Source organism: Pseudomonas viridiflava, assembly GCF_001642795.1.
In the GTDB taxonomy this organism is placed as follows: Bacteria; Pseudomonadota; Gammaproteobacteria; order Pseudomonadales; family Pseudomonadaceae; genus Aquipseudomonas; species Aquipseudomonas viridiflava.
In genome coordinates this window covers 351,727-376,372 of record NZ_LKEH01000027.1, presented here as the reverse complement: position 1 = coordinate 376,372, position 24,646 = coordinate 351,727, and the positions used below count along the sequence as shown (strand labels likewise).

The window sequence follows — 24,646 nt, the reverse complement described above, 5'->3', positions numbered from 1 at the left end:
CTCACCGCTTACGACTTCAATACCCTCGAAAGGGTTCTATGCAGCAATAAAAAAATAGAATTATATGCATATGGATGGGCCGGGAGAAACTGATTCATTCGCCGACGAGTGTCTGAGCGTCCCAAAGCGACTCATAGACACCGCCTTGTCTGCGCAGTTGCATAGGCGGTCCATCTTCAATGATCTGCCCGTCGTGCAGGACAATGACCCGGTCGAAATTGGCCACCGTAGACAGCCTGTGCGCCACCACCAGCACGGTTCTGCCGTGCATCAGCTTGGCGAGCGCTGCCTGAATCACCGCTTCGGAATGCGAGTCCAGGGCGGAAGTCGCTTCGTCAAGAATCAGGATCGGCGCATTCTTGAGAAAGACCCGGGCCAATCCCAGTCGCTGTCGCTGACCGCCTGACAGTTTCACGCCCCGCTCACCCACTAACGTGTCATAACCTTCAGGTAGCGCGCGAATGAACTCGTCGCAGTAAGCCTGTCTAGAAGCTTGAATAACGTCTTCGTAACGCGCATCGGGTAACCCGTAGGCGATGTTTTCGTAAATGCTGCGGTTGAACAGCGTGGGTTCCTGCGGAACGACGGCAATCTGTTTCCTGAGACTGTCCTGGCTGACGGCTCTGATATCGCGATCATCAATCAGAATCACGCCACTGCTGACATCGTCAAGACGTTGTAACAGGCTCAATAAGGTGGACTTTCCAGCGCCCGAGGAGCCGACGATACCCACACGCTGTCCGGCGGGTATATCCAGATTCAAGTGCTCGAATATTCGACGTCCTTCCGGATAGTGGTAAGCCACATCAATAACCCGGATCGCCCCTCGACTCGGTTTCAACTCGGCCTTGGCATCGCTCAACGTATAGGGCTGGATAATGATGCGCAGCGTATCGGCGATAACACCCAGTTGCTGCGAGGTGTCGACCAGCGCCAGTGCCAGGTCTCGAGAACCGTGCAGGATACGGAAGGTCAACGCGCTGACCAGCACCACGTCACCGGCGGTCACGGCATCGGCGCGCCACAACAGAATGGCCCACCCCAGCATTCCGCCTGCCATGACTGACAGACAGATGTCGTGCAGCACCCGGGCCTTTTCCAGGTAGATCCAGCTGCGCCGCTGCGCGCGTGCTTCAACGCCGATCGAGGCTTCCAGCCGCTGGCGTTCGCGCTCGCGGGCAGAGAACGCCTTGATGGTCCAGATGTTGGAGACCAGATCCACCATCTCGCCACCCACTCTGGCCGAATGCGCGGCAAAGTCGATGTGTTTCGAGCGACCGCGCACACCAACCACGGTGATCAACACAGCGACCAGCAGCACACACAGAATCAGCACGTTCGCCATCGCCACCTTGACCGTGTACAGCACCACTACGGCCCCCAGAAAGTCGACGCAGGGTGGAATGATCTTCCAGGCCAGGCCACCGTAGATCGAGCCGGCCGCAGCGCCGGCCGATGAGATGCGATTGGCCAGTGATCCCGAAAAGTGCTGGGCGAAGTAGCGCATCGGGTGACCGGTAAGGTGATTGAACAGGTCCACCCGCAGGTCGGCGCAACTGGCTACTACGGTGCGACAACCCAGCCAGCCACCCAGCCGCCAGAACAGGTTTTCGACCACAATCAGCCCGAGGAACAGGAAAAACGGAAACCAGACGTGCTCGCTTCTGCGGTCGCCCAGGGTCATGACATCGACCAGCATCTTCATGCCGTACTGCACAGCCACCGCGCAACTGGCCGCGCCTACGATCAGAAAGAACATGGCGCCGAAATGCCAGGGCCGCAAAGACACGTAGCGAATCAAAAAAGGGACGGCACGTTCCGGCAGCGGTGTCGCAGTGCTCGCTCGCATACTTCATGGGCCTCTTTCAGCGTTCAGCGCCGATGAATGCAGGGCTTCGAACGCCTCATCCGCTTCACGAATCGCCAGTTGCAGCGGATGAAACGCAGCACGTTGACCCTGACCATCGGCGTAGCCCAGCAGACCCGCCGGGCAATACCGTCCGTCATCCCAGCCGGGGTAATCCAGGATCGGATACCAGCAGATACCCTCAACCGGGACACCTGCCTGCAAGGCTTTACTGACCTGATCGGTCACATAACGAAACCAGGGCACACGCTGCTCGTCCTCGGCACCTGTTTCCGACACCAGAATGGGCCTGCCGTAGCGTGCGTGCAGCTCACGAAGCATGCCGCTGAACGGCCGGTACTCCGGTTCGCCGCGCATCACGCGGCGACCGTTGAATATCCACTGGTTATGCGGATAGAAATTGGCACCCAGCACGTCCAGGTACTCAGGGCGCCCTCCCAATCCAGGCCATTGGCGTCCACTCAACAGGTCCAAAGCCTCGAACTGGGCCTGGCGGTAGTTTTCGGCGGCCTCGATGTCATCGTTGCGCCGGCTTGAGGGTATGACATGAATCAACGGGTCAGCCTGCACGAAACGCGCCCGTGGCTCGACTTCACGCACCGCCTCGATCGCAGCGATACTGGCCCTGATCAACTGATGTTTGAGCTCCATGCCACGGCGTTCCACGCCGGGATTGAAATAGCCGACATCGCCTCCCGCCCAGCTCCAGAACGAAATCTCGTTGATCGGCGAATAGAACGGCACAACTTCGCCCTCATCCTTGATCACCTGCGCCGCAGCAGCCGCAAAGCGCGCGAAACGCTCCACGAACTGTGGACGCCAGATGTCCATATCATCCGGGTAACCGTAATGGCAAAGGTCCCAGATCACTTGGGTGCCTTGAGCACGAGCCGCCCGCAGCATGGGCAGGAAACTGCTCCAGTCATAGACACCGGGGCGCGTTTCGATCAGGTGCCAGCGCAGCCCGCTGCGCACCGTGCGCATGGCGCAGTTCGCCATTGCCGCGAAGTCCTCGGCTGGCCAGCGGGCGTGGCCTGTGGAATGCAGCAGGTCCAGGCGTTTGCCATCGCGTCGCCGGTGAGTCGAACACTCGAATCCGCCTACGAAAAAACTCTTGAACAGACCTGGCATGCTCAATTCCCCGCTGGCTGTTCGTTGAACACCGGCGGTTTCAGCTCTGATGCAGCAGGTGCATGTACTTCGGCAAGACGCTGATACAAGGCCAGCGCCTGACCTACCACCTGATCCATGTTGTAGTACTTGTACGTGCCCAAGCGCCCGAGAAAGGTGACATCGTCGGACTGGTCGGCCAGGGCCTTGTAGCGCTTGTACAGCTCGTTGTTCTCCTGGCGGGGTATCGGGTAGTACGGATCGCCCTCGGCAGTTGGAAATTCATAGGTCACGCTGGTTTTCGGATGCTGCTGCCCTGTCAGGTGCTTGTACTCAGTGATACGGGTGTACGGGACTTCTTCATCCGGGTAATTGACCACCGCGACAGGCTGGAATTGAGTCTGATCAACCGTTTTGTGTTCGAAGCGCAATGAGCGATAGGGCAGCCGTCCGTAGCAATGGCCGAAATACTCATCAATCGGGCCGCAATACACCAGATGCCGGTAGGACAACGTCTCACGCACCTTGGCAAAATCCACGCCCAGCACAATGTCAATCCGTTCGTGATCCAGCATACGCTCGAACATTTTCGTGTAGCCGTGCAGTGGCATCTTCTGAAAGCTGTCGCCGAAATAGCGGCTGTCGGTCGTGGTGCGGGTCGGCACCCTGGACGTCACCGACTTGTCCAGTTGCGAGGGGTCCAGGCCCCACTGTTTGCGCGTGTAACCTCTGAAAAACTTCTCGTACAGCTCTCGTCCGATCTGATTGATCACCACATCCTCGGAAGTCCTGATCATCTCCACAGGCTCTGCACGTTCGGCCAGGAACACCTCGGCCTGCTGCTCGTCCATCTGCAGGCCATACAGCGTATTCAACGTATCCAGGTTGATGGGAATCGGCACCAGTTTGCCGTCGACCCGCGCCAGAACCCGGTGCTCGTAGCTGTGCCATTCGGTGAACTGCGACAGGTAGTGGACAATGCGTTCGGCGTTGGTATGAAAGATGTGCGGCCCGTAGCGATGCACCAGCACGCCCGCGCTGTCGAGATGGTCGTAGGCGTTGCCTGCAATATGGGAACGACGATCAATCAACAGCACGCGTTTGCCGAGCCCTGCGGCCAGTCTTTCAGCCAGCACGCTGCCGGCAAAACCGGCACCGACAATCAGAAAATCGTAGGGCTGTGAAGCGTTGATGGCTGACTCGAGCGTTATTCCAGGCATTGGATCTGCTCCTTCATGGCTGCACAGGTCTTGTCCCAGGACTTGTCCGCAAGCACGGCGTCAGCAAGCTCGTAGAATTCGCTGGACTTGCCCCTCCCTAGCGCACGCTCAATGGCATCGCAAAACTGCGCAGCGTCAGCAGCGATGGTCACCACACCACTGTCTCCGTAGGTACTGACCACATCGGTGATCGGTGTCGACACCACCGGGCAGCCGCCCGCCAGGTATTCCGGAGTTTTGGTCGGGCTGATGAAGCGCGTGGACTCGTTGATCGCAAAGGGCATCAACGCCACGTCCCAGCCGGACAGGTAAGCTGGCAGGTCGTCATAGGATTTGCCGCCCAGATAATGAATGTTCGACGACTGCGGCAAACTGTCCGGATCAATCTTGACCACAGGGCCAATCAACACGATTTGCCAGTGAGGCCGGGCGCTGGCTACCTGACGAATCAGCTCGATGTCGAATCGCTCGTCGATGACGCCGAAGAACCCCAGGCGCGGACCTGGAATGTCCTGTTGATCAGGCGGATCACTCAACCCCCGTCTGGCCGTCGCAAAGTGCTCGATGTCCACGCTGCTGGGCATGGAATGGACGTTGCTGTGCCGTTCCTTCTTGGCCTCCCAGAGGCTGTGGCCACCCGTGAACACCACATCCGCACGCTCCAGCAAATCCTGTTCCATGTCGATCAGTTCAGGCGGCGCGCCCTTGAATGCAGACAGTTCGTCCATGCAGTCGTAAATGATCGCATGCGGCCAGAGATGATCGGTGAACGCCAGGCTCATGGGCGTGAAGTACCACAGGAGCAGTTCGTTTGATGGATGCTGTTCAAGCCAGTGGTCCAGCAACTGACGTTGCGCGAGAACCACTTGATCAGGCGGCAGATCACGAGGCAGATGAGGCACCAGCACGATTACACCTGAAGGCTGCAGCAAGGCTTCCAGGCGGCTATCGGGGGAATCGGCGAAGACCGGCTCCTCGAAAAAAAGCACGTCATAGTCGCGGGCCATCCGAGACATGATGTGCTGAGGACGCTGGTAGACAAAACCCCACCTCAGGTGAGAGAGGCAGAGCAGAACGGGGCGTGTGTCTGGCTTGGCTTGCGATGCGGTCGACAGGTCTGAATGAATCGCTTCTGCACGGTTCATGAAGTTTCCCTTCTTATGAAAAAAAGTGCCCGGACGAATCTGAAGGGCGCCTCTGAGGGCTGAACTTCGACTGCATTCATTAATGAACTCAAGGCGGCCATGAGCGTTGAACCCCTTACAGGCTCTGCTGATGCCCGCCCTTACTGAGGGTATTGAGAGTGTTCCGGCCCGCCCGTTCAGTTCTCCCGATGAAGTGCACACACCACTGGGAAAAGTTCGTTGAACTCACGCGCAGGGAAATTTCCCTAGTCATAAGCGAATGCTTTTTTGGTACCTGCAGTACGTCACTGGTCTGTTGGGTCGATGGGTCCTGATTTTCGCTCGCAAACACTCCGTATGCCCTGATCCATGAGGGACGGAGTCGTCAGCCTGCCTCTCCCCGAGGCCGCGAAAACCAAAGGAAGGACAACCATGATCCTAGTGACCGGTGGTGCGGGATACATTGGCGCTCATATCGTGCTGGCGCTGCTTGAGCACGGCAATGAGGTGCTGGTGCTGGACAACCTGTGCAACAGCTCGCGAGAAACGCTTGATCGAGTGGCAAACATCACCGGAAGACATTTCGACTTCATTCCTGGAGACGTTCGCAGCAAGGCCACTCTGCATGCCCTGTTCGCCGAATACCCCATAGAAGCGGTCGTGCACTGTGCGGGCCTCAAGGCCGTGGGCGAAAGCGTGCGTGAGCCACTGCGCTATTTCGAGACCAATGTCAGTGGCAGCGTCAATCTGTGCCAGGCGATGGCCGAGGCCGGCGTCTTCAACCTGCTGTTCAGCTCATCAGCCACGGTCTATGGCGAAGCCGACCGCATGCCGCTGGACGAAACCTGCGCGCTGGGCTTGCCGACCAATCCCTACGGCCATTCCAAACTCATGGCCGAACACGTGATGAAGAGCGCCGCCAGTTCGGACCCGCGCTGGGCCATTGGCCTGTTGCGCTACTTCAATCCAATTGGCGCGCATCCATCCGGAATGCTGGGTGAATCACCACGCAACACACCCAATAACCTGCTGCCATTCCTGCTGCAGGTTGCCAATCGGCAGCGCCCTGCCCTGCATGTATTCGGCAGTGACTACCCGACACCTGATGGCACCGGCATACGGGATTACCTGCATGTGATGGATCTGGCCGAGGGCCATTTGCAAGCATTGGCCCGCATAGGCACCCAGCGCGGCGTGTCCATCTGGAATCTGGGCACCGGTCGAGGGTATTCGGTGCTCGAAGTGGTGAAGACCTTTGAGCGAATCTCAGGCGTCAAGGTGCCCCTCGTCTTCGAGCCTCGCCGCTCAGGCGACGTGGCGGAGTGCTGGTCGGATCCGGGCAAGGCGCTGCTTGAGCTGAACTGGCAGGCCCGACATGACCTTGAAGCCATGCTGACCGACGCCTGGCGCTGGCAATGCATGAACCCGCAGGGCCTGGAACTCGAGGTATTGGTGGGCTAATGCCTGTTTCAGGGCCATTCGTCACCCTGCCGGACAAACCTCGGAACCGGTTCAACGCAGCATTTTTCTACTTTTTACCACTCACTCAGAAGAGGTACGCACCATGAGCACGACGACAAAACAGGACAACCTTATCGATTGGCTGCGCGATGCACACGCCATGGAGCAACAGGCGGAAAAAATGCTGACGGCCCAGGCGGAAAGACTGGAGCACTACCCGGTACTCAAAAAAAGGATTGAACAGCACATCGAGGAAACGCGGGGCCAGCAGGAGAAAGTCGAGGCATGCCTCACGCGTCTGGACAGCAGCCCTTCGACAATAAAGGACATTGGCGGAAAGCTGATGGCAGTCGGTCAGGGACTGGGCGGCATGTTGATGTCTGACGAAGTCGTTAAAGGCGCGATGAGCGGTTATGTGTTCGAGAACATTGAAATCGCTACGTACACCGTACTTATCGAGGCCGCAGAGGCGGCGGGCGAACCTCAGATCCGCAAGGATTGCGAGCAGATCCTGAAGCAGGAAGTCGCCATGGCGGACTGGCTGCGCGAGCACTTGCCTGAAATCACCAGAGCGTTCCTGAATCGCTCGGAATCGCCGAACGTCGAGGCAAAGCGCTGATAACGATACCCTAAAGACCAGACAGTGGTCGGGCGCGTATCACTGCAGTTGCCGCTCGACGATCCCGCTGTAATTGATTCGACGAGGAGTGACTCATGAATCAACTACCACTGGTTGCAGCCAGGTCCACCATCTGGCGCGTCAACCACCCCGAGCTGAAAACAACCGAACGTGCCCTGTCCATCACTGCCGGCAGCCTGCTGCTGTTCACTGCCCTGCGCCGCGGCGGTGTCGTCGGCTTGCTGGGAGCGGCCGCTGGCGCTTACTGCGTGTTTCGCGGCGCCACCGGGCGTTGCGCGATAAAGCGCAGTCTGGCCCCAACCCCGTTCGAACATCAATTCCAGAACGCTCACGGCTGGAAAGCCAGTGAAGCCGTTTCCCGCAGTGTCACCATCGGCAAGCCCCTCAGCGAAGTACGCGATTTTCTGGAGCAACCGCAGAACATTGGTCCGCTGATTCCATGGGTCGACAGTATCGAAGGCGTTGACGCAGATACCAGTCGATGGACCGTGCGCGGCCCGCTGGGTCGCACGCTGAGCTGGACCGTACAACGACAGCCTTCGAACATCGAAGACAGCCTTCACTGGCGTACCCGGCCCGAAGGCAAATGGCAGCACGACATCTCGGCGTACCTCAAACCCGCACCAGGCAACCGCGGCACCGAGCTGAAGGTCGTTGCCGTCTGCGAGCCCGGCGCAGGAAGCCTGGGTCATGCACTGGCCAAGGCCATCAGTACGTTCAGCGACAAAGCGCTGCTCAATCTGTTGAGCAATATCAAGCAGCATCTGGAGACCGGCGAAGTGAGCACCAATCAGATGCGGGCCAGCGAAGTGTGTGACTTCCTGTTCCTGCACGGCCAGGCAATCGACACGCCCGAGCCTGCGCATGAACAGCCCGAGGTGGCGGCCCTGCCGCGTCCGCAACCGCTGCTGGAAAGGGGGAATGCCTGATGCGCGCGCTGACCTGGCAAGCCCCCAACAAACTGCAAGTCGATACGGTTCCCGATCCTGCGATCCTCAACCCGCGTGACGCGATCATTCGTGTAACGCTGTCCTCGGTCTGCGGTTCGGACCTGCACCTGCTGGGCGGTTACGTTCCGGCAATGAAACCGGGCGATATCATCGGCCACGAGTTTCTCGGTGAAGTGGTCGAGACCGGCTCGGCGGTGAAAACCGTCAAGAAAGGCGACAGGGTCATCACCATTTCAATTATCGGTTGCGGGCAGTGTGAGCCCTGCAAACGCAGTGACTTCTCGTGCTGCGACAACTCGAACCCCAACCCCTCGACCACTGACATTGCTTACGGCCAGCCCTGCTGCGGCATCATCGGCTACAGCCATGCCTTCGGTGGATACGCAGGCAGCCACGCCACTTACATTCGCGTACCTTTTGCCGACGTGAACCTCTTCACGGTGCCGGACGGGGTGAACGACGATCAGGCGCTGTTCGTTTCCGATGCTGCACCCACGGGCTACTTCGCAGCGGATAACGCCGACATCGAGCCCGGCGATATCGTCGCGGTCTGGGGCTGCGGTGGTGTCGGTCTGATGGCGATACGCAGCGCGTTTCTGCTGGGCGCCGAACAGGTGATCGCCATTGACCGGTATCCAGACCGATTACGTCTGGCGCAACAAAAGGTCGGCGCAACCGTGATCAACTACGAAACCACCAATGTGCACGAAGCACTGCTGGAGTTGACCGGGGGACGTGGCCCTGATCGCTGTATCGACTGCGTTGGCATGGAAGCCCATGGCACGGAAATCGATTATGCCTACGACAAGGCCAAGCAGATGCTGCGCCTGCACACGGAACGCGGCACCGTGCTGCGCCAGGCCATACGCGCCTGTCGCAAGGGCGGCACGGTGTCGGTGGTCGGCGTTTATGGTGGGCTGCTGGACAAGTTTCCAATGGGTGCCATAGTCAACAAGGCACTGACCTTGCGTTCCGGCCAACAGCCGGGCCAGCGCTATGCCCCGACCCTGTTCAACCATATCCGCAATGGCGAGCTGGATCCTTCGTTCCTGTTGACTCATCGCATGAGTCTGGAGGATTCGCCGAAGGGCTACGCGATGTTCAAGGAAAAGACCGACCACTGCCTGCGGGCAGTCTTCGAACCCTGACCGCCAGCTGCATCAACCACGACGGGGTCAGCCCCCGTCGTGCTCGTCATCGATCCACGTATCGATCAGCGTTCCGCCCTGCCCTGTGACCGGATCGGTAAGCGGCGTCGGCACCTTGGCGATGCGAGCCACCGCCTGATCATGCACCGCAGGATCGACGCGCTGAATGTCATAGTCTTCCTGGCCTTGCGGATAGGCACCGACCACCAGAAAGTCTTCACTCTGTTCAAGGCGACAATGACCGGTTCCGGCTGGAAGAACCAGCACATCGCCGGCCTTGACCCTGTGATCGCTGCCATGTTCACCACCCAGCCGCAGTGTGGCGTGCCCGCTGGCAACGCCCAGCACCTCATGGGCCGTGGAGTGGTAATGGTGGTAGTCGAATACCCCGTCCCGCCAGAGTGGCGACCATTCGTTGCTTTCGAACAAGCGCTCGAAAGCCGCCGCCATATCCATGTCCGGGTTAATCGCCAGTTCATAAACGAGCACCGGAAACCGGCTGTTGGGCGTGGTGCCGTCGTCTTCGAAGAACAGGACATGCGGCACCAGCAGTGAAAGCTCCTGGTGCGCAAACGCCTCATTCAAGCTGTTCATGCAATCACTCCTTTGTCGAACCGCACTTGTGCGGGTATCCCACACTCAAGGTGCAGGAGACCGGCTGTTGGTGCCTTTATCCTGTGCCCTCGGGGCTGGGTGATGGGACGCCGTACCGCTCGGATCGGGCAACTGGATGACCTTGCCATCCATCCAGGCGTTTGCACCCGGCAACACGGGCTGAGGCTTGATGTCCTTGCGCGCCTCGCGTTCGGCGACGCTGTCCAGCCCCATGCGTTCGTCACGCGCCTTGACCATCTGCGGGTCGGCCTGTCCGTCCCGGGTAAAGCCCATCATCAACTGAGGCACACCCAAGGGCAATGATTTGTCCTTGTCGGTGTGCCACGTATGCCAGGTCTTGCCGTAGGTATTGACCAGCTTTTCCATGAGCGCGTGTTCGGCAGGCTCTGGAATACCGGGAGCAACCAGCTGGCCCGACGTCACTTCATGGGAATGACTGTGCCAATAGGCTTTTTCTTCAGTTGGCAGGCCTTCGAACAACCTGGCGCTGATGATGTACTCGACGCCCATCAAGTGCGCATCCTTGACATTGCCGTCGTAGATCACGCACTGAATGACCTCTTCGTTGAGAATCGAGCAGTAATGGTGCGCTTCCATCTGCGATTCGATCGTGCCGTTGTAGAAATGAAAGCCATCCAGATACGTATTCAACGCATCGAGCGGCGGGTGTGATTGAAGCATGGCGGCGCCGGTCTCAAGCACCGCAGTCGAGGCCTGCTTGTCAGCCCCTGGAGACGACACCGGCGGGCGTGTATCCGTCCCGTTGCAGGCCGAGAGCGCTGTCAGCGTCGCCAACAGCGCAATGCGTTTGCTCACCTGCGAGTGCTTCAGATGACGCAGGCGGCAGTAGGTAGTTGAGAAAGTCACGATTCTGTCCCTTGAAAATGGTGTTGGCACAAAGCGGTATCAGGGCGAAATCGGGTCACTGGCAGGGAAGGTTTCCTCGATTGCCTCATCCAGTTTGTCTTCCGCCGCCTCTTCGCAATGACAGCCCGGTGACTGGCATTTCTCGTGATTCACATGGTGGTTAGCGCAGGCCTCGCAGCAGAATTGCTGACCGTCGCGTTCCACTGCAGTGTCTGCGTTGATTGCACATTCACATTGCGGACAAGCACAGGTGTTATCAGTCATAAAGCTCTCCTGATTCAAAGAAGCGCCTGATTCAGCGCCTGTCATTTTCGAAACAGGCCAGCCTGGATAGTTGTCGGAATCTGCCCGGACACCGACCAGCGGTGGCTGATGCGTCCTGAGACGTGACGCGCCAGGGATATCCGGCATCGAACCCTCTGTCCCCAGAACACGCATGGCCACCGGCTCTGCGATGGCCGTCACCTTCTGCAGTGCGTAGCGGCCCCAGCCAACAGGCCTTTTTACGTGCAACAGACTCCACCCTTCCCGCTCGCTGCGGTGCTGAAACTGCTTGCCGTGACCACGGCGCTTGCCTGCGCCACTCAGGTTAGCGCGGAACAGACCGTGAACCTGTCCAGCATCGAAGTGGATGGCAACGCCGTGCAAAGCCCAGCAGAAGCAGCTCGTGACGCCTTGCGCAGCGTGCCCGGCGGCACCAACGTTGTGGACCTGAATCGAGTTGATCAGGGGCGCGTGGCCACCAACGAAGACGTGTTCCGCTATCAGGCCGGCATCTACGCAAAAGCCTCCAACAACGAAGGTGCGAAGATTTCTATCCGTGGTTCAGGGCTGAATCGGGCACCCGGCGCGCACGCCTCGGGGCTGTTTGAAATGCTCGACGGGTTGCCACTCACCGGCCCCGGCGGCACACCGTATGAGCTCAAGGAGCCTTTGTGGCTGAGCCATGTCGACGTACGTCGTGGCGCGAACGGTTTTGAACTGGGATCGCTGGCACTCGGCGGCGCAGTCAACTACGTCACCCATACCGGCTACGATGCGCCACGCCTGCAAGTGCGCTATGAAGCCGGAAGTCACGGTTACACCAAACGGCAAATCAGTTCCGGTGATGTGCTCGGCGATCTGGATTACTACGTCGCCCTGACCGATTCCAACTACGACGGTTTTCAGGATCACAGCGCTGGCGGCAGCAAGGGCATCGCCGCAAACGTCGGCTACCGTTTCAGCCCTGATCTGGAAACCCGCTTCTTCTTTCGTTACCGGGAGACCGACAACGACTCGCCGGGTCGCCTGACGCGCGATCAGATTCGTCACGATCCGCGTGTCGCCAATACGCTCAACGCAGCGCGTGATTCCAAGCGCCTGCAGCCGGGCAGCACCTGGCTGGGCAACAAGACCACGCTCTACCTGGATGACAGTTCCAGAATCGAGACCGGTCTGGTCTATCACGATTATCCAATGGACCTGCGCGAAGGCACCAATCGCCTGAAGGTCGCTTACACCGACATCAGCGGTACGCTGAATTACATTCGACAGGACACCGTGTTCGGTCACCAGAGCAACACGACCCTGGGCCTGCGCACCACCAAGGGCTTGCCGAACAACGGCGCTTCAGAATTCGTGCGCATCCCTGCTGGCAACACCGCGAGCTACACGCCAGGCACCAGAACCCGTGACTACAGCTATCTGGGCTCGGACAGCGTTCTGCAACTGAGCAATGATCTGGAATTGGTCCCCGACCTGTGGCTGACCACAGGCGTTGCTGCGATTTACACCCGCCGCGAAACCGGGGTCACCTACCCCGCTACCCAGCAAGCGGTCAGTACCCATGACTGGGACTACGCTTCTCGCCTTGGCCTGCGCTACGACTTCACCCCGCAATTGCAGGTCTACGGCAACCTGAGCCGCTCGGTCGAGCCGCCTCACGCGTGGTCGATGATCTGGGGCTCGAACCAGTTCTTCCCTGCTGGAAGCGGCCCGGCGACAGGTCTGCAACGCGTTGGCGTGAAACTTGAAAACCAGACCGCGACTACTCTGGAACTCGGAGGGCGCGGCCGGGGATGGATGGGTGACTGGCAAGCGGGGTGGTATTACTCGCAGGTCAGGCACGAGCTATTGAGCGTCGAAACCCAGGCCGCCAGCGCGACCTCTTCGCAGGTGATTGCCGAATCCAACGCCAGCCCGACGGTTCACACCGGCGTCGAGCTGAGCCTCGACAGCCCGCTGTGGCAAGGCGGTGCCGCTGGCAAGCTGGATCTGCGTCAGGCATACACATTCAGCGACTTTCACTATCGGGACGATGACCGGTTTGGCGACAACGCCCTTCCCGGCATTCCACGGCATTATTACCAGGCTGAATTGCGTTACAGCCATCCGACCGGGTTTTACGCAGGATTGAACACCGAACATGCCTCGAGGATCGCCGTCGATTACGCGAATTCCTTCTACGCCGATCAGTACACCTTGCTGGGCGCGACCTTCGGCTACGCCTCGCCCAAGGACGACTGGCAAACCTGGCTGGACCTGCGCAATCTGACCAATCGACGCTATGCCAATACCGTGACGCCGGGCTACGACGATGGCGGGCGTGACGTGGCGCGCTCGACGCCCGGCGACGGTATGGGCGTCTATGCGGGCGTGTCCTGGAGTCTGCGTTAAGACGCAGTCAGCGGGGATGATCAAAAGTTGGCGGGGGTGTTGGCGCTGATGATTTCGGCCTCATCCTGGCCAATGTTGCGGAAACGATGCGGCAAGGTTGTCGGAAAGTAGTAGCCATCGCCGGGACCAAGAATATTGATCTGGCCATTGATGGTCAGCTCGACCGTGCCACGGGTGACCATACCGCACTCCTCGCCTTCGCTGTGCACGATAGACTCTTCACCCGAATCGGCACCCGGCGCGTACTGCTCGCGCAGAAAGCGCATCTGACGGGTCGGCAGTGTCGCGCCTACCAGCAACAGGCGCACGCCGTTGCGGCCCAGATCGGGTTGATCGCCGCCTCGAAACACGTATTGATCCTGCCCCGGCGGCTGGTCGAACGTAAAGAAATCGGCCAGCGACATCGGAATGCCTTCCAGCAGCTTCTTGAGCGAACTGATGGAGGGGCTCACGCGGTTCTGTTCGATCAGGGAAATCGTGGCATTGGTCACACCGCTGCGTCTGGCGAGTTCGCGTTGCGACAGCTTGTAGCTTTCACGCACCAGCTTGAGTCGTGCTCCCGTATCCATAATGGCCTTATGCGAAAAATATCCGGTGAAGAAACTCGGCTCCGACGCGGCGGTGCGCCTGGAGCCATGAGGCCGGATATTAAATCATGTTTGTCGGCAAGGCTCAGTAGTTGATCGCTGACCGTGCGCGGGCATAAACCTGACATGCATCGCGAAACGCTTCGAACATTTTCAGTGACACCGGATTCTCCATCAGCGCCCATTCGGGATGCCACTGTACGCCCAGCACAAAACCCGGTGCGCCGGGCAGCGAAACGGCTTCCACCAACCCGTCGGGCGCAAGCGCTTCAGCGCGCAAGTCGGACGCAAGGCGATCAATACCCTGACTGTGCAGGCTGTTCACTGCAAAGCCGGGTGCCAGCCCCAGAGACTCAAGGATGCCACCCGGCTGCACCGAGACATCATGTTGCGGCACGTATTGCTCGGCCACCACGTCGCTCTGCGGCTCGCGATGATCCAGATAGCCGGGTAAATCCTGAACCCGCTGGTGCAGGCTGCCGCCCAACGCGACGTTCAGTTCCTGAAACCCACGGCAGATGCACAGCACTGGAACGCCCTGGGCTATGGCGGCCCTGAGCAGCGGCAGCGTGTTGCGATCACGGAACACATCATGCGCGGTGCCTTCGATACTTGGCGTGCCGTTGTAATGATGAGGCTCCACATTGGAAGGTGATCCGGTGAACAGCAGGCCGTCCAGGTGCTCGAGTATCTGCGCTGGCTCGGTCGGTACGTTGAGTGCTGGCAGGATCACTGGGATACCTGCAAAACCCGCCGCTTCGACATATTTGTCGCCGGCTGTGTGCGAAGAGTATTTGCCCAGTTGCTGACGACAAGCGGTGACGCCGATCAAGCGGAGTCGAGACATGATTCAGGTCCTGATTTGAAAGGTTGCGCACTGGGTTTGAGATGAATAAGCCGCTATCCAGTGCAATTGAAACCAGTCTAGGATAGTCAGCTACGCAATCTACATGGGCAATCAGGCAAGGAAACTGTGCAGCGATGTAATATGAAGTCAGCCATTCGGATCTTTCTCTGGTGCTTGCGCTGGTCAGAGGCCGCACCCTCGCCCGTGCTGCAGAGCTGTTGAACGTCGATATTTCCACGGCATTCCGTTCAATCAAACGCCTTGAGGCTGCGCTGGGCATCGCCCTGTTCGAAAAGAACCGACGCGGTTACATCCCCACCGATACCGCCAGTGCCATGGCCGAGCAGGCAGAACGCGCGGAGCTTGCGTTGAACGCAGCGCGTATCGCCTTGCAGCAAGGCGAGAACGTGGTGAGCGGCACCGTGCGCCTGACCTGCACCGACGCTGTGCTGCACAACCTGCTGCTGCCCGCCCTCGCCCGCTTCATGCCCAACTATCCGGCGCTCACACTGGAACTGGCAACCTCCAATTCCTTCGCCAACCTCAGCCGTCGGGACGCTGATATCGCGTTGCGCCTGACCAATACCCCACCGGAACACTTGGTGGGTCGACGCATCGGTACGGCCGAATATGTGATCTGCGGAGTGCCCGGCTTTCGTGATGCACTGGCAACAGCGCCATCGTCTGTGCCGTGGATAAGCCCTGATGACTCTATGCCGGACCACACCTCAGTGATCTGGCGCAACCAGGCATTTCCGGACGTCGTGCCGCGTTACCGCTGCAGCAGCATGTCCGCCGTGTCGCAACTGGTCGCGGCCGGACTCGGCGTCGCGGCCCTGACAGACTTCACCGCACGCCGGCTTTCAGGCGTCGAGAAACTGAGCGCGCCACTGGAAGGCTGCAGCACCGACCTCTGGCTCCTGACCCGCCCCGACTGCCGGGCCTTGCGTTCCGTCCAGACCCTGCTGGACGAACTCGCGCCCCTGCTGCGCGATGCCTTGCAGCCCTGATTCAGATCCAATGATCTTATCCACGCTCTGCGTCGCATTCGAGAGCGGACGCGGAGCGTCCTGAGAGGCGTTACCACGCTGGAGCATGGGAACGATCAGGGATCTCAAGCGCACTGATCACACCCACGCACCGCGTTGCATTCGAGAGCTGACGTAAAGCGCCTGGGTGAACGATCACCATAAGTCTGCTCGTGATGATCGTGCCCACGCTCCGCGCTCATCGTTATAGACAAGTCTGTCAAACACTGATCGTGCCCATCGCTCCGCGTGGGCATGCCTCCCGGGACGCTCCGCGTCCCATTGGGTCTGATCACACAAACTTTGTGCCTGCGCCAGATCACATGACGCTATCGACGAATCTTTTCCGCGTTGCGCGCAAAAACCCTAATGGATCCACTAAATAATAGTTAAACAATTTAATCATTTTATTTTCCCTCTCCTTGTGGCATTAATAGCTCAAGCCACACCTCTGGCCGAACCTGATGGATCCATAACAACAAAACCGAACCGTGGAGAATCCTCATGCATCCGAAAAATACGTGGTACGTGGCCTGTGCAGCGGATGAAGTCACTGACAAGCCGCTCGGCAGGCAAATCTGCAATGAGAAGATGGTGTTCTACCGCGATCAGGATCAGCAGATCGTCGCCCTTGAGGACTTCTGTCCGCATCGCGGTGCCCCGCTCTCTTTGGGTTTTGTCGAGAACGGGCAACTGGTCTGCGGGTACCACGGCCTGGTGATGGGTGGCGATGGCCAGACGGTTGCCATGCCTGGTCAGCGCGTCAGAGGCTTTCCCTGCAACAAGACCTTTGCCGCCATCGAGCGTTACGGATTCATCTGGGTCTGGCCGGGGGAGCGGGACAGGGCCGATGCCGCCCTGATTCCTCATCTGGAGTGGGCTGTGAGTGATCAATGGGCGTATGGCGGAGGGCTGTTTCACATTCAGTGCGATTACCGCCTGATGATCGACAACCTGATGGACCTCACTCACGAAACCTACGTCCATGCCTCCAGCATCGGCCAGAAGGAAATCGACGAGGCGCCGCCGGTGACCACCGTCGAAGGCGAAGAAGTGGTCACTGCCCGGCACATGGAAAACATCATGCCGCCGCCGTTCTGGCAGATGGCGCTGCGTGGCAACAACCTGGCCGACGACGTGCCGGTGGACCGCTGGCAGATCTGCCGTTTCACACCGCCCAGCCACGTCCATATCGAAGTGGGTGTCGCCCATGCCGGAAAAGGTGGCTACAACGCCCCTCGAGAATTCAAGGCATCAAGCATCGTCGTCGACTTCATCACCCCGGAAACCGACACGTCAATCTGGTACTTCTGGGGCATGGCGCGCAACTTCAATCCGCAGGACGAAGCCCTGACGGCGAGCATTCGCGAAGGCCAGGGCAAGATCTTCACCGAGGACCTGGAAATGCTCGAACGCCAGCAACAGAACCTGCTCCAGCATCCGCACCGCAAGCTGCTCAAGCTCAACATCGACGCGGGTGGCGTGCAGTCCCGCAAGATTATCGAGCGACTGATCGCCAGCGAACAGGCCGCCAGCGGCGACCAGATTTCTGCGGCCAACCTGAATTGAACCCGAGGTGCGACATGATCGACGTGACTGTGTTATCGCGCACGGACGAAGCGCTGGACATCTGCAGCTATGAACTGGTGCGAACCGACGGCGGACTGCTGCCGCCCTTCACTGCCGGTTCGCACATCGACGTGCACCTGCCAGACGGCCTGATTCGCCAGTACTCTTTATGCAACCCGCCCACAGAGCGCCATCGCTACCTGATCGGCGTGCTCAACGATCCGGCTTCACGGGGCGGCTCGCGCGCCCTGCACCAACAGATTCATCCGGGCACTCACCTGACCATCAGCGAACCGCGAAACCTGTTTCCGCTCGCCGAGCGCGCGAGCCGTACCCTGCTGTTTGGGGGTGGTATTGGGATCACGCCAATCCTGTGCATGGCCGAGCATCTGGCGCAAAACGACCAACCCTTTGAATTGCACTACTGCGCCCGCTCGGTAGACCGCGCAGCATTCGTGGAACGCCTGAAACAGTCCGCATTCGCCGATCAGATCAGCCTGCACTTCGATGATCGCCCGGAAACCCGGCTGGACGCGCTGACAGTGCTGGCCGACCCCGATGCCGATGCGCAGGTGTACGTCTGCGGCCCCAGCGGATTCATGCAGCATATTCTCGACACGGCTCACGCCCAGGGCTGGCCGGAGCATCAGCTGCATCGCGAATACTTCAGCGCAGCGCCCGTGGACACCAGCAACGACGGCAGCTTCTCGGTGGAAATCGTCAGCACCGGCCAAGTGCTCAGCGTGCCGGCCAACAAGACCGTCGCTCAGGTGCTGGAAAGCAATGGCATCGACATTCCATTGTCCTGCGAACAGGGTGTGTGCGGCACCTGTCTGACTCGAGTGCTCAAAGGCATTCCCGATCATCGGGACCTGTTTCTGACCGAGGCCGAACAGGCGCTCAACGACCAGTTCACCCCGTGCTGCTCTCGCTCGAAAACACCCTTGCTGGTACTCGACATCTGACTATTCGGAGCGCTGGATCACCTTCATGCGCTCATGAACGCCAGCACCGAATATCTCGGCATAACGCAAGGTCGCGTTGGCGTGCTCACGCATGATCGCTTCGGCACGCGCGCTCTGGCCATTGATCAACGCATCCACCACAGCGTGGTGCTGCATGTGCGCGAAGTTGAAGCGCCGGAACTCACGCACCAGGTCATTGCGATCCACGGCAAGCGCGGTGACCGAGGCGAACGGCAAGTGATCATTACGCGCCAGCGCATCGGCAATCGCCGGATTGCCACTGCCTTCGACGATCACCCGATGCAGACGCATGTTCAGGTCGTGATAGACCTCAAGGTCATCCTCGGTGACAAAGCCCTTGGCGAACAGCGCATCGCCTTGCACCAGGCAGGTTTCCAGTTCGTCCCGGGCCTGCTGACTGACGCCGATTTCAGCCATCTGCCGCGCGGCCAGACCTTCAAGCACGCCGCGAACTTCAACCGCTCCGGCGATTTCATGCGGGCTGATTGAACGCACCTGAAAACCGCGACCGCCGAAAGGCACCAGCAGCCCTTCCTGCTCCAGCGTGCGAAAGGCCATGCGCACCGGCATGCGCGACACGCCGAATCGCTCGGCGGTGGGCACTTCCATCAAGCGTTCTCCAGCTGCCAGCTCGCCTGATGCGATCATCTTGCGCAGCGATACAAGAACGGTCTGGCCGGGTTTGCTCATGGGCGGGGTTCCGGGGAATGGAGGCGTGCATCATAACAGGCCCCACGCTGAGCGCTCATCAGGCTCCTCGCGCCGCTTAAGGCACAGTCACCCGAAACCGCGTTCATCATTCGGCGTGTCGAGCCATTTCAGCGTTTCTTCAAAGCTGATCGGCGGGCTGTAGAAGTAGCCCTGAACCAGCGTACAGCCCAGGGTTTCCAGAGCGCTGAGTTCTTCCTGCGTCTCTACGCCCTCGATCACGCAACCGAGCGACATGTCCATGCTCAAGGCCACCAGCGACTTGACGATCTTGTAGCTTGCCGGATTGTCGTGAACGCCGGTCACGAAGCTTCGGTCGATCTTGAGTTTGGTCAGCGCCAGTGCGTGCAACTGGCTCAGGCTCGAATACCCCGTACCGAAGTCGTCCAGCGAAATCCCGCATCCCAGTTGCCGGAACTGGTTGACCGCCTGTTGCACTTGAGCGATGTCTTTCATCACGGCCGTCTCGGTGATTTCAAGATCCAGTCGCGATGGGTCAAAACCGCTGTTTTCGATGATCTCCACGATCAGATTGACGCTCTCGCACGTGGCAAAATCATGCGCCGACAGGTTGAACGACAACCTGATGGGCGCAGGCCATGACAGTGCCTTCTGCAGGGCATGTGTCAGCAATGGCGCAGTCAGTTTGTTGATCATGCCGATGCGTTCGGCGATGGGAATGAAGCGCGCAGGCGACACCGCGCCCAGTTCTGGACTGTTCCAGCGGGCAAGCGCTTCGAACGCGACTGTTTCCCGGCTCCGGCTGTTCATGATGGGCTGGAACAGCACGTAGAACTCGGTCTCCAGGCTGGCCCGGCGCAGCGCCTGCTCAGTGACACCATCGGCGTGCAGCTGTTGACGATGACTGGCAGAAAACAGGCAGGTCGAACCAGGATTGTGATGCTTTCCCTGATAGAGCGCGTAGTCCGCGTATTCGAACAACTGGGTGGCGTTGTCGGCCGTCGCAGGATAGGTCGCAATGCCAAACGTGGCGCCGATCTGGATCGGCATTTCCAACAGTTCGAACTGCTCATGCATCTGATCGCACAGGCGTTTGCCCAAGGCCAGCAAAGCTTCTCGGCTGATGTCGCCTTTGATGACCAGGGCGAACTCGTCGCCACCCAGCCGCGACACATGCACTGTCTCACTCGCCACCTGCCTCAGGCGATCGGCGACCATGACCAGCAACTGGTCGCCTGTACGATGACCGTACAGGTCATTGACCGGCTTGAAACCATCCAGATCCAGTATGCCGACCGCAAGCCCCGCGCCCTTCTCCAGCGCTTCGGTCATGGCCAGATCCAGGGTCTGGAAAAACTGACGCCGGTTGGGCAGTCCGGTCAGGCTGTCCTGATTGGCCAACAGCAGGTTTTCATTGCTCAGTTGCTCGGTCTGCACCTGCACATTTACCAGGCGGGTGAAGTCACGGTATTGATAACGAAGAATGATCAGCATGCCGATCGATACCAGCACGATGTTCACCGCCGTGGCGATGAAGATCGTGTTATGGGTCGAGGCGAAGAACACCACGAAGGCCGCGTTCACGATCACCGCCGTCGTCAGCGCGGCAGGCTGCAGGTGCATCATGCAGAAGATGCATACAATCACCGTGATGCCCATGAAAAAGGCCACATGGGCCTGTGCATAGGCGCCGCCGTATGGATAAAGCGCCAGCGACCAGCCTGCAAACGCAGCGGCAATGATACCGGCCAGGCCATTGGTGCTGCGCAGGGTGGCGAGGATCATCGCCTCGGATGGCACCCGATTGACCGTACGCAACCACATACGGGCGCGAATGCCACACACCACTGTCAGCAATCCCGGTACCAGCAGGGTCAGCCACATCGGCGCGGAACGATGCGTGAACGCGAGCGCCCAGGTGTTGACCAGCAACACGAAGTACATCAACGGCAGTTGACGGGACAACGCTATGTATTGGGCCTGGAGCAGCCGGGGGTGATCGGTGGGCACTGACATCAGGGTACGCAGGGTACCCAACAGGTTTTTCAGCATCGCAAGGCTTCTCTGTTACCACAGTCAAAGCGCACGTGGCTTGCTGTATTTCATGCGGGCCGGGCAACGTGCGGCTCGCTTGTCATGCTCTCGGCCAAGCGAACTCTTTCTTTAACACAAAATACGACTTTCAAGCGGATTTCCAGTTGAATAGTTTCCAACTTTACCGGTCTGCGCCGACTCGACGCAGACCGGAAGCTGTTGTATATATCAGGGCGATTTAAAATTCCCGCGAATTGAACCAAAACGTAGAAAAGAACTCACCACACCCCTTTTTAGCGAGCGCGCTTGTTTTCAGTCACTGGGTGCCACGCCCGGCCCTTTTACGAATACACGGAGAAGTAAAATGAACAGGAAAGTTATTATCGACACGGATATGGGCTGGGACGATGTGCTGTCCATTGCGTATCTGATGAAGCGCCCGGATATCGACATCGTCGGCATTACGGTCACCGGCTGTGGCGAAACGGATCTGGGCTGGGGCGTTATCATCGCGCGGCATTTGCTGGGGATCGGCAACCGGCTTGATACCGTCGTTGCCCGTGGCACGGACACACCACTGGAGCATGACTACCGCTTTCCCCAGGACTTCAAGAATGACATGAACGATGTCATGGGGCTTTTGGGGACATTGAACCCTGCACAACTTCCTGCGCTCTCGGATACGCCCGCCTGGACGTTTCTGTTTGAAACAATCAAGAACAGCACTGTCCCCATCACCCTTCTTTCGCTGGGCGGTTTTACCAACATTGCAAAGATGTTGTCTTTGAGCACACACCCGAGCGACTTTGCCAATCTCGACAGCATTTATGCAATGGCGGGTGCCGTTTATGTCGACGGTAACGTCGCCGGTTTGAACAACGCACAGCCTGCCTGGGATCAGGGTCCTGCTTATAGCAGCAACTATTATGCAGAGTGGAATGTATTTGTGGATGCCGTGGCGGCCAACAGCGTATTCGGCTCGACGCTGCCCCTGACGCTGGTGCCGCTGGACGCGTGCAATCAGGTAATACTCGACCCGACCTACTCGACGCGGATCACCGCGACCGATCCTGTGGCGACCCTGGTGCGCAAGGTGCTTGAGGTCAAGTCCGGCACTCACGCCGAAGGCAATCTGCCAGTGCCTATTTTCGACCCGTTGGCGACGCTACTGATGGCGGGTGGTATTAGCGCCACCAAAACCAATGCCGAGTACTTGGCGGTCAACACCATCAGTTCCGAACACGACAACCACTGCGGACAGGTTGTCGTCAAGAAAGACGGCTCAAGGCCCGTCTCGTTCGTGACGGGCGTGTCGCAAACCGCTTTCGCCAACAATTTTGCGCAAGTGATCAACTGCCCGCTGAACTGACAGCGTTGCCGTGCCCAGGCATTTCGCGCGGGCACGGCAACACAGATGGCTCCTGGCAGCCCTGAACCATGTGCGACGCCCGGCAGTCAGAAGGCTACTTCACGCCCTGCCCAGGACATCCGCATGTTCAGCCGTACCCTGCTTGTCGCTGCCACCCTGACCTGCTCATCACTCGCGTCTGCCAACGACACACTGCGCATCGAGCGCCTGCAACGCTGTGACGACCTGCTCGACCGCCAACAGCAGACGTTCTGCCTCAGCGCCGAAGGCATGGGCTCAGCCCCGATAGAAATCAAGCTGAGCGGCAAAACCCTTCCAGACGCAGCCATCCAGCGCGACGGCGACCGTCTGCGGGTGCAGTTGAAATACGCCGACTGGCAGAGCGGCCCGCTGTGGCTGCAACAGGCCGGCAACAACAGCAATGCGGTCTGGCTGAGCATGGCAGGCAGTCACGTCCTGGCCGCTACGCCGGATGAAGTCGCAAAAAACATGGATGGGCTGACCACCTATGTAAACCTGATCAGCCTGATCATCGAAGAACGGTTCGACGGTCATGAAGAAGCGCAGAGAATTGCGCAGAAATTTGGCGCAACTGTTGTCGGCTCGATTGCACCGCTCAACACCTGGCAACTACGCCTGCCGACAAAGAATCTCGTGGAGCGCGACGCCATGGTGCTGCGCATGGGCAGCGAGGTCAGTGTCGACGCCGTCGTCATAGAAGAGTCCCAGGCCGAGGCCGCAGAAGGTGAAGCACCGCCTTCGGACGGCAAGCAGGAAAAACCGACGCGCGAACAATGGACCGCCAACCGCTTCATGGACGCCGTGAATTACTACCAGCGCCGGATTCCGGGCAAGGCATCGCCCATCAAGCCTGTACCGATTCGCGTCGGCATCATCGAGCGCAACGTGGATTTCGACACGCCGGACTTTGCCGATTACCGAGGCGACTGCCACAGCGGCGCACCACGCACTTGCGTGTTTGCCCGTGACGCCCGCAAGCCTGAGGGGCATGGGACTACGGTGACCGGCATTCTGGCGGCCAATACCGCCGAGGGTGGCAACACCGGCTTTCTTAAATCGCTGGACGGCGCGAGTCAGGGCTTCGACGTCATAGTGGAGCGCAACTCCGACGCAGGCATCACCGCCAACGTGGCGGCCTCGGTCAATCTGGTCGAAGACGGCGTCAGGGTGTTGAACTGGAGCTGGGGCATCCATCGGATCGGAGCGAAGAATATCCAGGGCGATGATGTCGATTCGCTGATTCGCTCAGGACTCGCCATGTCCGGCTATGAAGAACTGCTGGAGGAGTTCTTTCTCTGGTTGCGCGAGAAACACCCGGATGTGCTGGTGGTGAACTCGGCAGGCAACGGCTCGTCGTTCTCGAGCACCGACGAATACCGCCTGCCCTCCTCATTTATTACCGATCAGTTGCTGGTGGTCGGCGGCCATCAGCGCTCCGAGCGCGATGACGTGGCCGTGGATGACCCGGCCTATGTCGAGAAGCGCGAATCCTCCAACGTCGATATGCGCGTCGACATCATGGCGTCCGCCTGCACCCGTGCGTCAACGGCCAAGGCTGGCGAACAGGGTGCGGTGCACTGCGGCACGTCCTACGCCACGCCCATGGTCACGGGCATGGTGGCTGCCATGCTGTCGATCAACCCCAGGCTCACGCCCGAACAGATCCGCATGCTGCTGCGTCGCAGTGCCATGACCATCGGCAGCAACTATGACTTCGAACCGGTGGGCGCCGACGACCTGACTGCACCCATCCTGCCGTCGGAGCGGGAATTCAAGCTGCATGACAAGGACGTGGGTCGCTCGGCGCGGCTCGATATGCAAAAGGCTCTGGACCTTTCGGTGCAGAGCCTTGATCGCGTGAGATGAGTGACCGGGC

Annotated in this window: 21 protein-coding genes; 10 read left to right on the top strand and 11 right to left on the bottom strand. The window is 59.3% G+C overall.

Annotated features, from left to right (window positions below):
- Positions 1–94: 94 nt before the first annotated feature.
- The 4 genes from AO065_RS17005 to AO065_RS16990 are packed head-to-tail and all read right to left on the bottom strand — an operon-like array spanning position 95 to position 5,342.
- Positions 95–1,849: an ABC transporter ATP-binding protein gene (locus tag AO065_RS17005; protein WP_004882332.1), complete on the bottom strand. Its 1,755-nt coding sequence runs from the start codon at positions 1,847–1,849 to the stop codon at positions 95–97.
- Between the two features lie 3 nt (positions 1,850–1,852).
- On the bottom strand, positions 1,853–2,998 hold the full coding sequence (locus AO065_RS17000) for a family 1 glycosylhydrolase (protein WP_004882333.1): 1,146 nt from the start codon (positions 2,996–2,998) through the stop codon (positions 1,853–1,855).
- Positions 2,999–3,000: 2 nt separating this feature from the next.
- Positions 3,001–4,197 carry a UDP-galactopyranose mutase gene (gene glf / locus AO065_RS16995; protein WP_004882334.1) on the bottom strand — a complete coding sequence of 399 codons (1,197 nt, stop codon included), beginning with the start codon at positions 4,195–4,197 and terminating at the stop codon, positions 3,001–3,003.
- Complete coding sequence (locus AO065_RS16990; RefSeq protein WP_004882335.1) at positions 4,185–5,342, bottom strand: glycosyltransferase family 1 protein; 1,158 nt, start codon at positions 5,340–5,342, stop codon at positions 4,185–4,187. The genes glf and AO065_RS16990 overlap by 13 nt, the downstream gene beginning before the upstream one ends.
- Before the next feature lie 411 nt (positions 5,343–5,753).
- Here AO065_RS16990 and galE point away from each other — a divergent pair, with 411 nt between their 5' ends.
- From galE to AO065_RS16970, 4 genes are all read left to right on the top strand, one after another.
- Complete coding sequence (gene galE, locus AO065_RS16985) at positions 5,754–6,782, top strand: UDP-glucose 4-epimerase GalE (RefSeq protein ID WP_004882336.1); 1,029 nt, start codon at positions 5,754–5,756, stop codon at positions 6,780–6,782.
- A 103-nt stretch (positions 6,783–6,885) separates the two neighbouring features.
- Entirely contained in the window at positions 6,886–7,401 is a 516-nt protein-coding gene (locus AO065_RS16980) for a ferritin-like domain-containing protein (protein WP_004882337.1), read from the top strand.
- A gap of 95 nt (positions 7,402–7,496) precedes the next feature.
- Entirely contained in the window at positions 7,497–8,351 is an 855-nt protein-coding gene (locus AO065_RS16975) for an SRPBCC family protein (RefSeq protein ID WP_004882338.1), read from the top strand.
- Positions 8,351–9,520: a zinc-dependent alcohol dehydrogenase gene (locus AO065_RS16970; protein WP_004882339.1), complete on the top strand. Its 1,170-nt coding sequence runs from the start codon at positions 8,351–8,353 to the stop codon at positions 9,518–9,520. The genes AO065_RS16975 and AO065_RS16970 overlap by 1 nt, the downstream gene beginning before the upstream one ends.
- A gap of 27 nt (positions 9,521–9,547) precedes the next feature.
- On the opposite strand, the gene AO065_RS16965 is transcribed toward AO065_RS16970, so the two are convergent.
- The 3 genes from AO065_RS16965 to AO065_RS16955 are packed head-to-tail and all read right to left on the bottom strand — an operon-like array spanning position 9,548 to position 11,266.
- Complete coding sequence (locus AO065_RS16965) at positions 9,548–10,114, bottom strand: cupin domain-containing protein (protein WP_004882340.1); 567 nt, start codon at positions 10,112–10,114, stop codon at positions 9,548–9,550.
- A gap of 45 nt (positions 10,115–10,159) precedes the next feature.
- Positions 10,160–11,002 carry an OBAP family protein gene (locus AO065_RS16960; RefSeq protein ID WP_004882341.1) on the bottom strand — a complete coding sequence of 281 codons (843 nt, stop codon included), beginning with the start codon at positions 11,000–11,002 and terminating at the stop codon, positions 10,160–10,162.
- Positions 11,003–11,041: 39 nt separating this feature from the next.
- Positions 11,042–11,266 carry a metallothionein gene (locus AO065_RS16955; RefSeq protein ID WP_025996152.1) on the bottom strand — a complete coding sequence of 75 codons (225 nt, stop codon included), beginning with the start codon at positions 11,264–11,266 and terminating at the stop codon, positions 11,042–11,044.
- Between the two features lie 243 nt (positions 11,267–11,509).
- On the opposite strand from AO065_RS16955, the gene AO065_RS16950 reads away from it, so the two are divergent.
- Positions 11,510–13,660, top strand: coding sequence for a TonB-dependent receptor family protein (locus AO065_RS16950; RefSeq protein ID WP_004882343.1), 2,151 nt, complete (start codon positions 11,510–11,512; stop codon positions 13,658–13,660).
- 20 nt (positions 13,661–13,680) lie between these two features.
- On the opposite strand, the gene AO065_RS16945 is transcribed toward AO065_RS16950, so the two are convergent.
- Both AO065_RS16945 and AO065_RS16940 read right to left on the bottom strand, forming a co-directional pair.
- Positions 13,681–14,229 (bottom strand): cupin domain-containing protein, encoded by a 549-nt coding sequence (locus AO065_RS16945; protein ID WP_004882344.1) that lies wholly within the window; start codon positions 14,227–14,229, stop codon positions 13,681–13,683.
- Between the two features lie 103 nt (positions 14,230–14,332).
- Positions 14,333–15,094 carry a gamma-glutamyl-gamma-aminobutyrate hydrolase family protein gene (locus AO065_RS16940; protein ID WP_004882345.1) on the bottom strand — a complete coding sequence of 254 codons (762 nt, stop codon included), beginning with the start codon at positions 15,092–15,094 and terminating at the stop codon, positions 14,333–14,335.
- Positions 15,095–15,264: 170 nt separating this feature from the next.
- Here AO065_RS16940 and AO065_RS16935 point away from each other — a divergent pair, with 170 nt between their 5' ends.
- From AO065_RS16935 to AO065_RS16925, 3 genes are all read left to right on the top strand, one after another.
- On the top strand, positions 15,265–16,104 hold the full coding sequence (locus AO065_RS16935; RefSeq protein WP_004882346.1) for a LysR family transcriptional regulator: 840 nt from the start codon (positions 15,265–15,267) through the stop codon (positions 16,102–16,104).
- A 522-nt stretch (positions 16,105–16,626) separates the two neighbouring features.
- The gene (locus AO065_RS16930; RefSeq protein WP_004882347.1) at positions 16,627–17,691 is read left to right on the top strand and encodes an aromatic ring-hydroxylating oxygenase subunit alpha; all 1,065 of its coding nucleotides are present in this window, start codon (positions 16,627–16,629) and stop codon (positions 17,689–17,691) included.
- Positions 17,692–17,705: 14 nt separating this feature from the next.
- The gene (locus AO065_RS16925; protein WP_004882348.1) at positions 17,706–18,656 is read left to right on the top strand and encodes a PDR/VanB family oxidoreductase; all 951 of its coding nucleotides are present in this window, start codon (positions 17,706–17,708) and stop codon (positions 18,654–18,656) included.
- On the opposite strand, the gene AO065_RS16920 is transcribed toward AO065_RS16925, so the two are convergent.
- Both AO065_RS16920 and AO065_RS16915 read right to left on the bottom strand, forming a co-directional pair.
- Positions 18,657–19,367 carry a GntR family transcriptional regulator gene (locus AO065_RS16920; RefSeq protein ID WP_004882349.1) on the bottom strand — a complete coding sequence of 237 codons (711 nt, stop codon included), beginning with the start codon at positions 19,365–19,367 and terminating at the stop codon, positions 18,657–18,659.
- An 87-nt stretch (positions 19,368–19,454) separates the two neighbouring features.
- A complete protein-coding gene (locus tag AO065_RS16915) occupies positions 19,455–21,398 on the bottom strand; it encodes a putative bifunctional diguanylate cyclase/phosphodiesterase (RefSeq protein WP_004882350.1) in 1,944 nt (647 codons plus the stop codon).
- A 346-nt stretch (positions 21,399–21,744) separates the two neighbouring features.
- Here AO065_RS16915 and AO065_RS16910 point away from each other — a divergent pair, with 346 nt between their 5' ends.
- Both AO065_RS16910 and AO065_RS16905 read left to right on the top strand, forming a co-directional pair.
- Complete coding sequence (locus AO065_RS16910) at positions 21,745–22,749, top strand: nucleoside hydrolase (RefSeq protein ID WP_032651019.1); 1,005 nt, start codon at positions 21,745–21,747, stop codon at positions 22,747–22,749.
- A gap of 123 nt (positions 22,750–22,872) precedes the next feature.
- Positions 22,873–24,636: a S8/S53 family peptidase gene (locus tag AO065_RS16905; protein ID WP_004882352.1), complete on the top strand. Its 1,764-nt coding sequence runs from the start codon at positions 22,873–22,875 to the stop codon at positions 24,634–24,636.
- Positions 24,637–24,646: the final 10 nt, after the last annotated feature.

Bases quoted from the DNA above. Each gene is read 5' to 3' on its own strand.
- AO065_RS16975 (WP_004882338.1), top strand. From the start codon at position 7,497: ATGAATCAACTACCACTGGTTGCAGCCAGGTCCACCATCTGGCGCGTC.
- AO065_RS16930 (WP_004882347.1), top strand. From the start codon at position 16,627: ATGCATCCGAAAAATACGTGGTACGTGGCCTGTGCAGCGGATGAAGTC.
- glf (WP_004882334.1), bottom strand. From the start codon at position 4,197: ATGCCTGGAATAACGCTCGAGTCAGCCATCAACGCTTCACAGCCCTAC.
- AO065_RS16990 (WP_004882335.1), bottom strand. From the start codon at position 5,342: ATGAACCGTGCAGAAGCGATTCATTCAGACCTGTCGACCGCATCGCAA.
- AO065_RS16965 (WP_004882340.1), bottom strand. From the start codon at position 10,114: ATGAACAGCTTGAATGAGGCGTTTGCGCACCAGGAGCTTTCACTGCTG.
- AO065_RS16955 (WP_025996152.1), bottom strand. From the start codon at position 11,266: ATGACTGATAACACCTGTGCTTGTCCGCAATGTGAATGTGCAATCAAC.
- AO065_RS16940 (WP_004882345.1), bottom strand. From the start codon at position 15,094: ATGTCTCGACTCCGCTTGATCGGCGTCACCGCTTGTCGTCAGCAACTG.
- AO065_RS16925 (WP_004882348.1), top strand. From the start codon at position 17,706: ATGATCGACGTGACTGTGTTATCGCGCACGGACGAAGCGCTGGACATC.
- AO065_RS17000 (WP_004882333.1), bottom strand. From the start codon at position 2,998: ATGCCAGGTCTGTTCAAGAGTTTTTTCGTAGGCGGATTCGAGTGTTCG.
- AO065_RS16915 (WP_004882350.1), bottom strand. From the start codon at position 21,398: ATGCTGAAAAACCTGTTGGGTACCCTGCGTACCCTGATGTCAGTGCCC.
- AO065_RS16980 (WP_004882337.1), top strand. From the start codon at position 6,886: ATGAGCACGACGACAAAACAGGACAACCTTATCGATTGGCTGCGCGAT.
- AO065_RS16920 (WP_004882349.1), bottom strand. From the start codon at position 19,367: ATGAGCAAACCCGGCCAGACCGTTCTTGTATCGCTGCGCAAGATGATC.
- AO065_RS17005 (WP_004882332.1), bottom strand. From the start codon at position 1,849: ATGCGAGCGAGCACTGCGACACCGCTGCCGGAACGTGCCGTCCCTTTT.
- galE (WP_004882336.1), top strand. From the start codon at position 5,754: ATGATCCTAGTGACCGGTGGTGCGGGATACATTGGCGCTCATATCGTG.
- AO065_RS16945 (WP_004882344.1), bottom strand. From the start codon at position 14,229: ATGGATACGGGAGCACGACTCAAGCTGGTGCGTGAAAGCTACAAGCTG.
- AO065_RS16910 (WP_032651019.1), top strand. From the start codon at position 21,745: ATGAACAGGAAAGTTATTATCGACACGGATATGGGCTGGGACGATGTG.
- AO065_RS16970 (WP_004882339.1), top strand. From the start codon at position 8,351: ATGCGCGCGCTGACCTGGCAAGCCCCCAACAAACTGCAAGTCGATACG.
- AO065_RS16905 (WP_004882352.1), top strand. From the start codon at position 22,873: ATGTTCAGCCGTACCCTGCTTGTCGCTGCCACCCTGACCTGCTCATCA.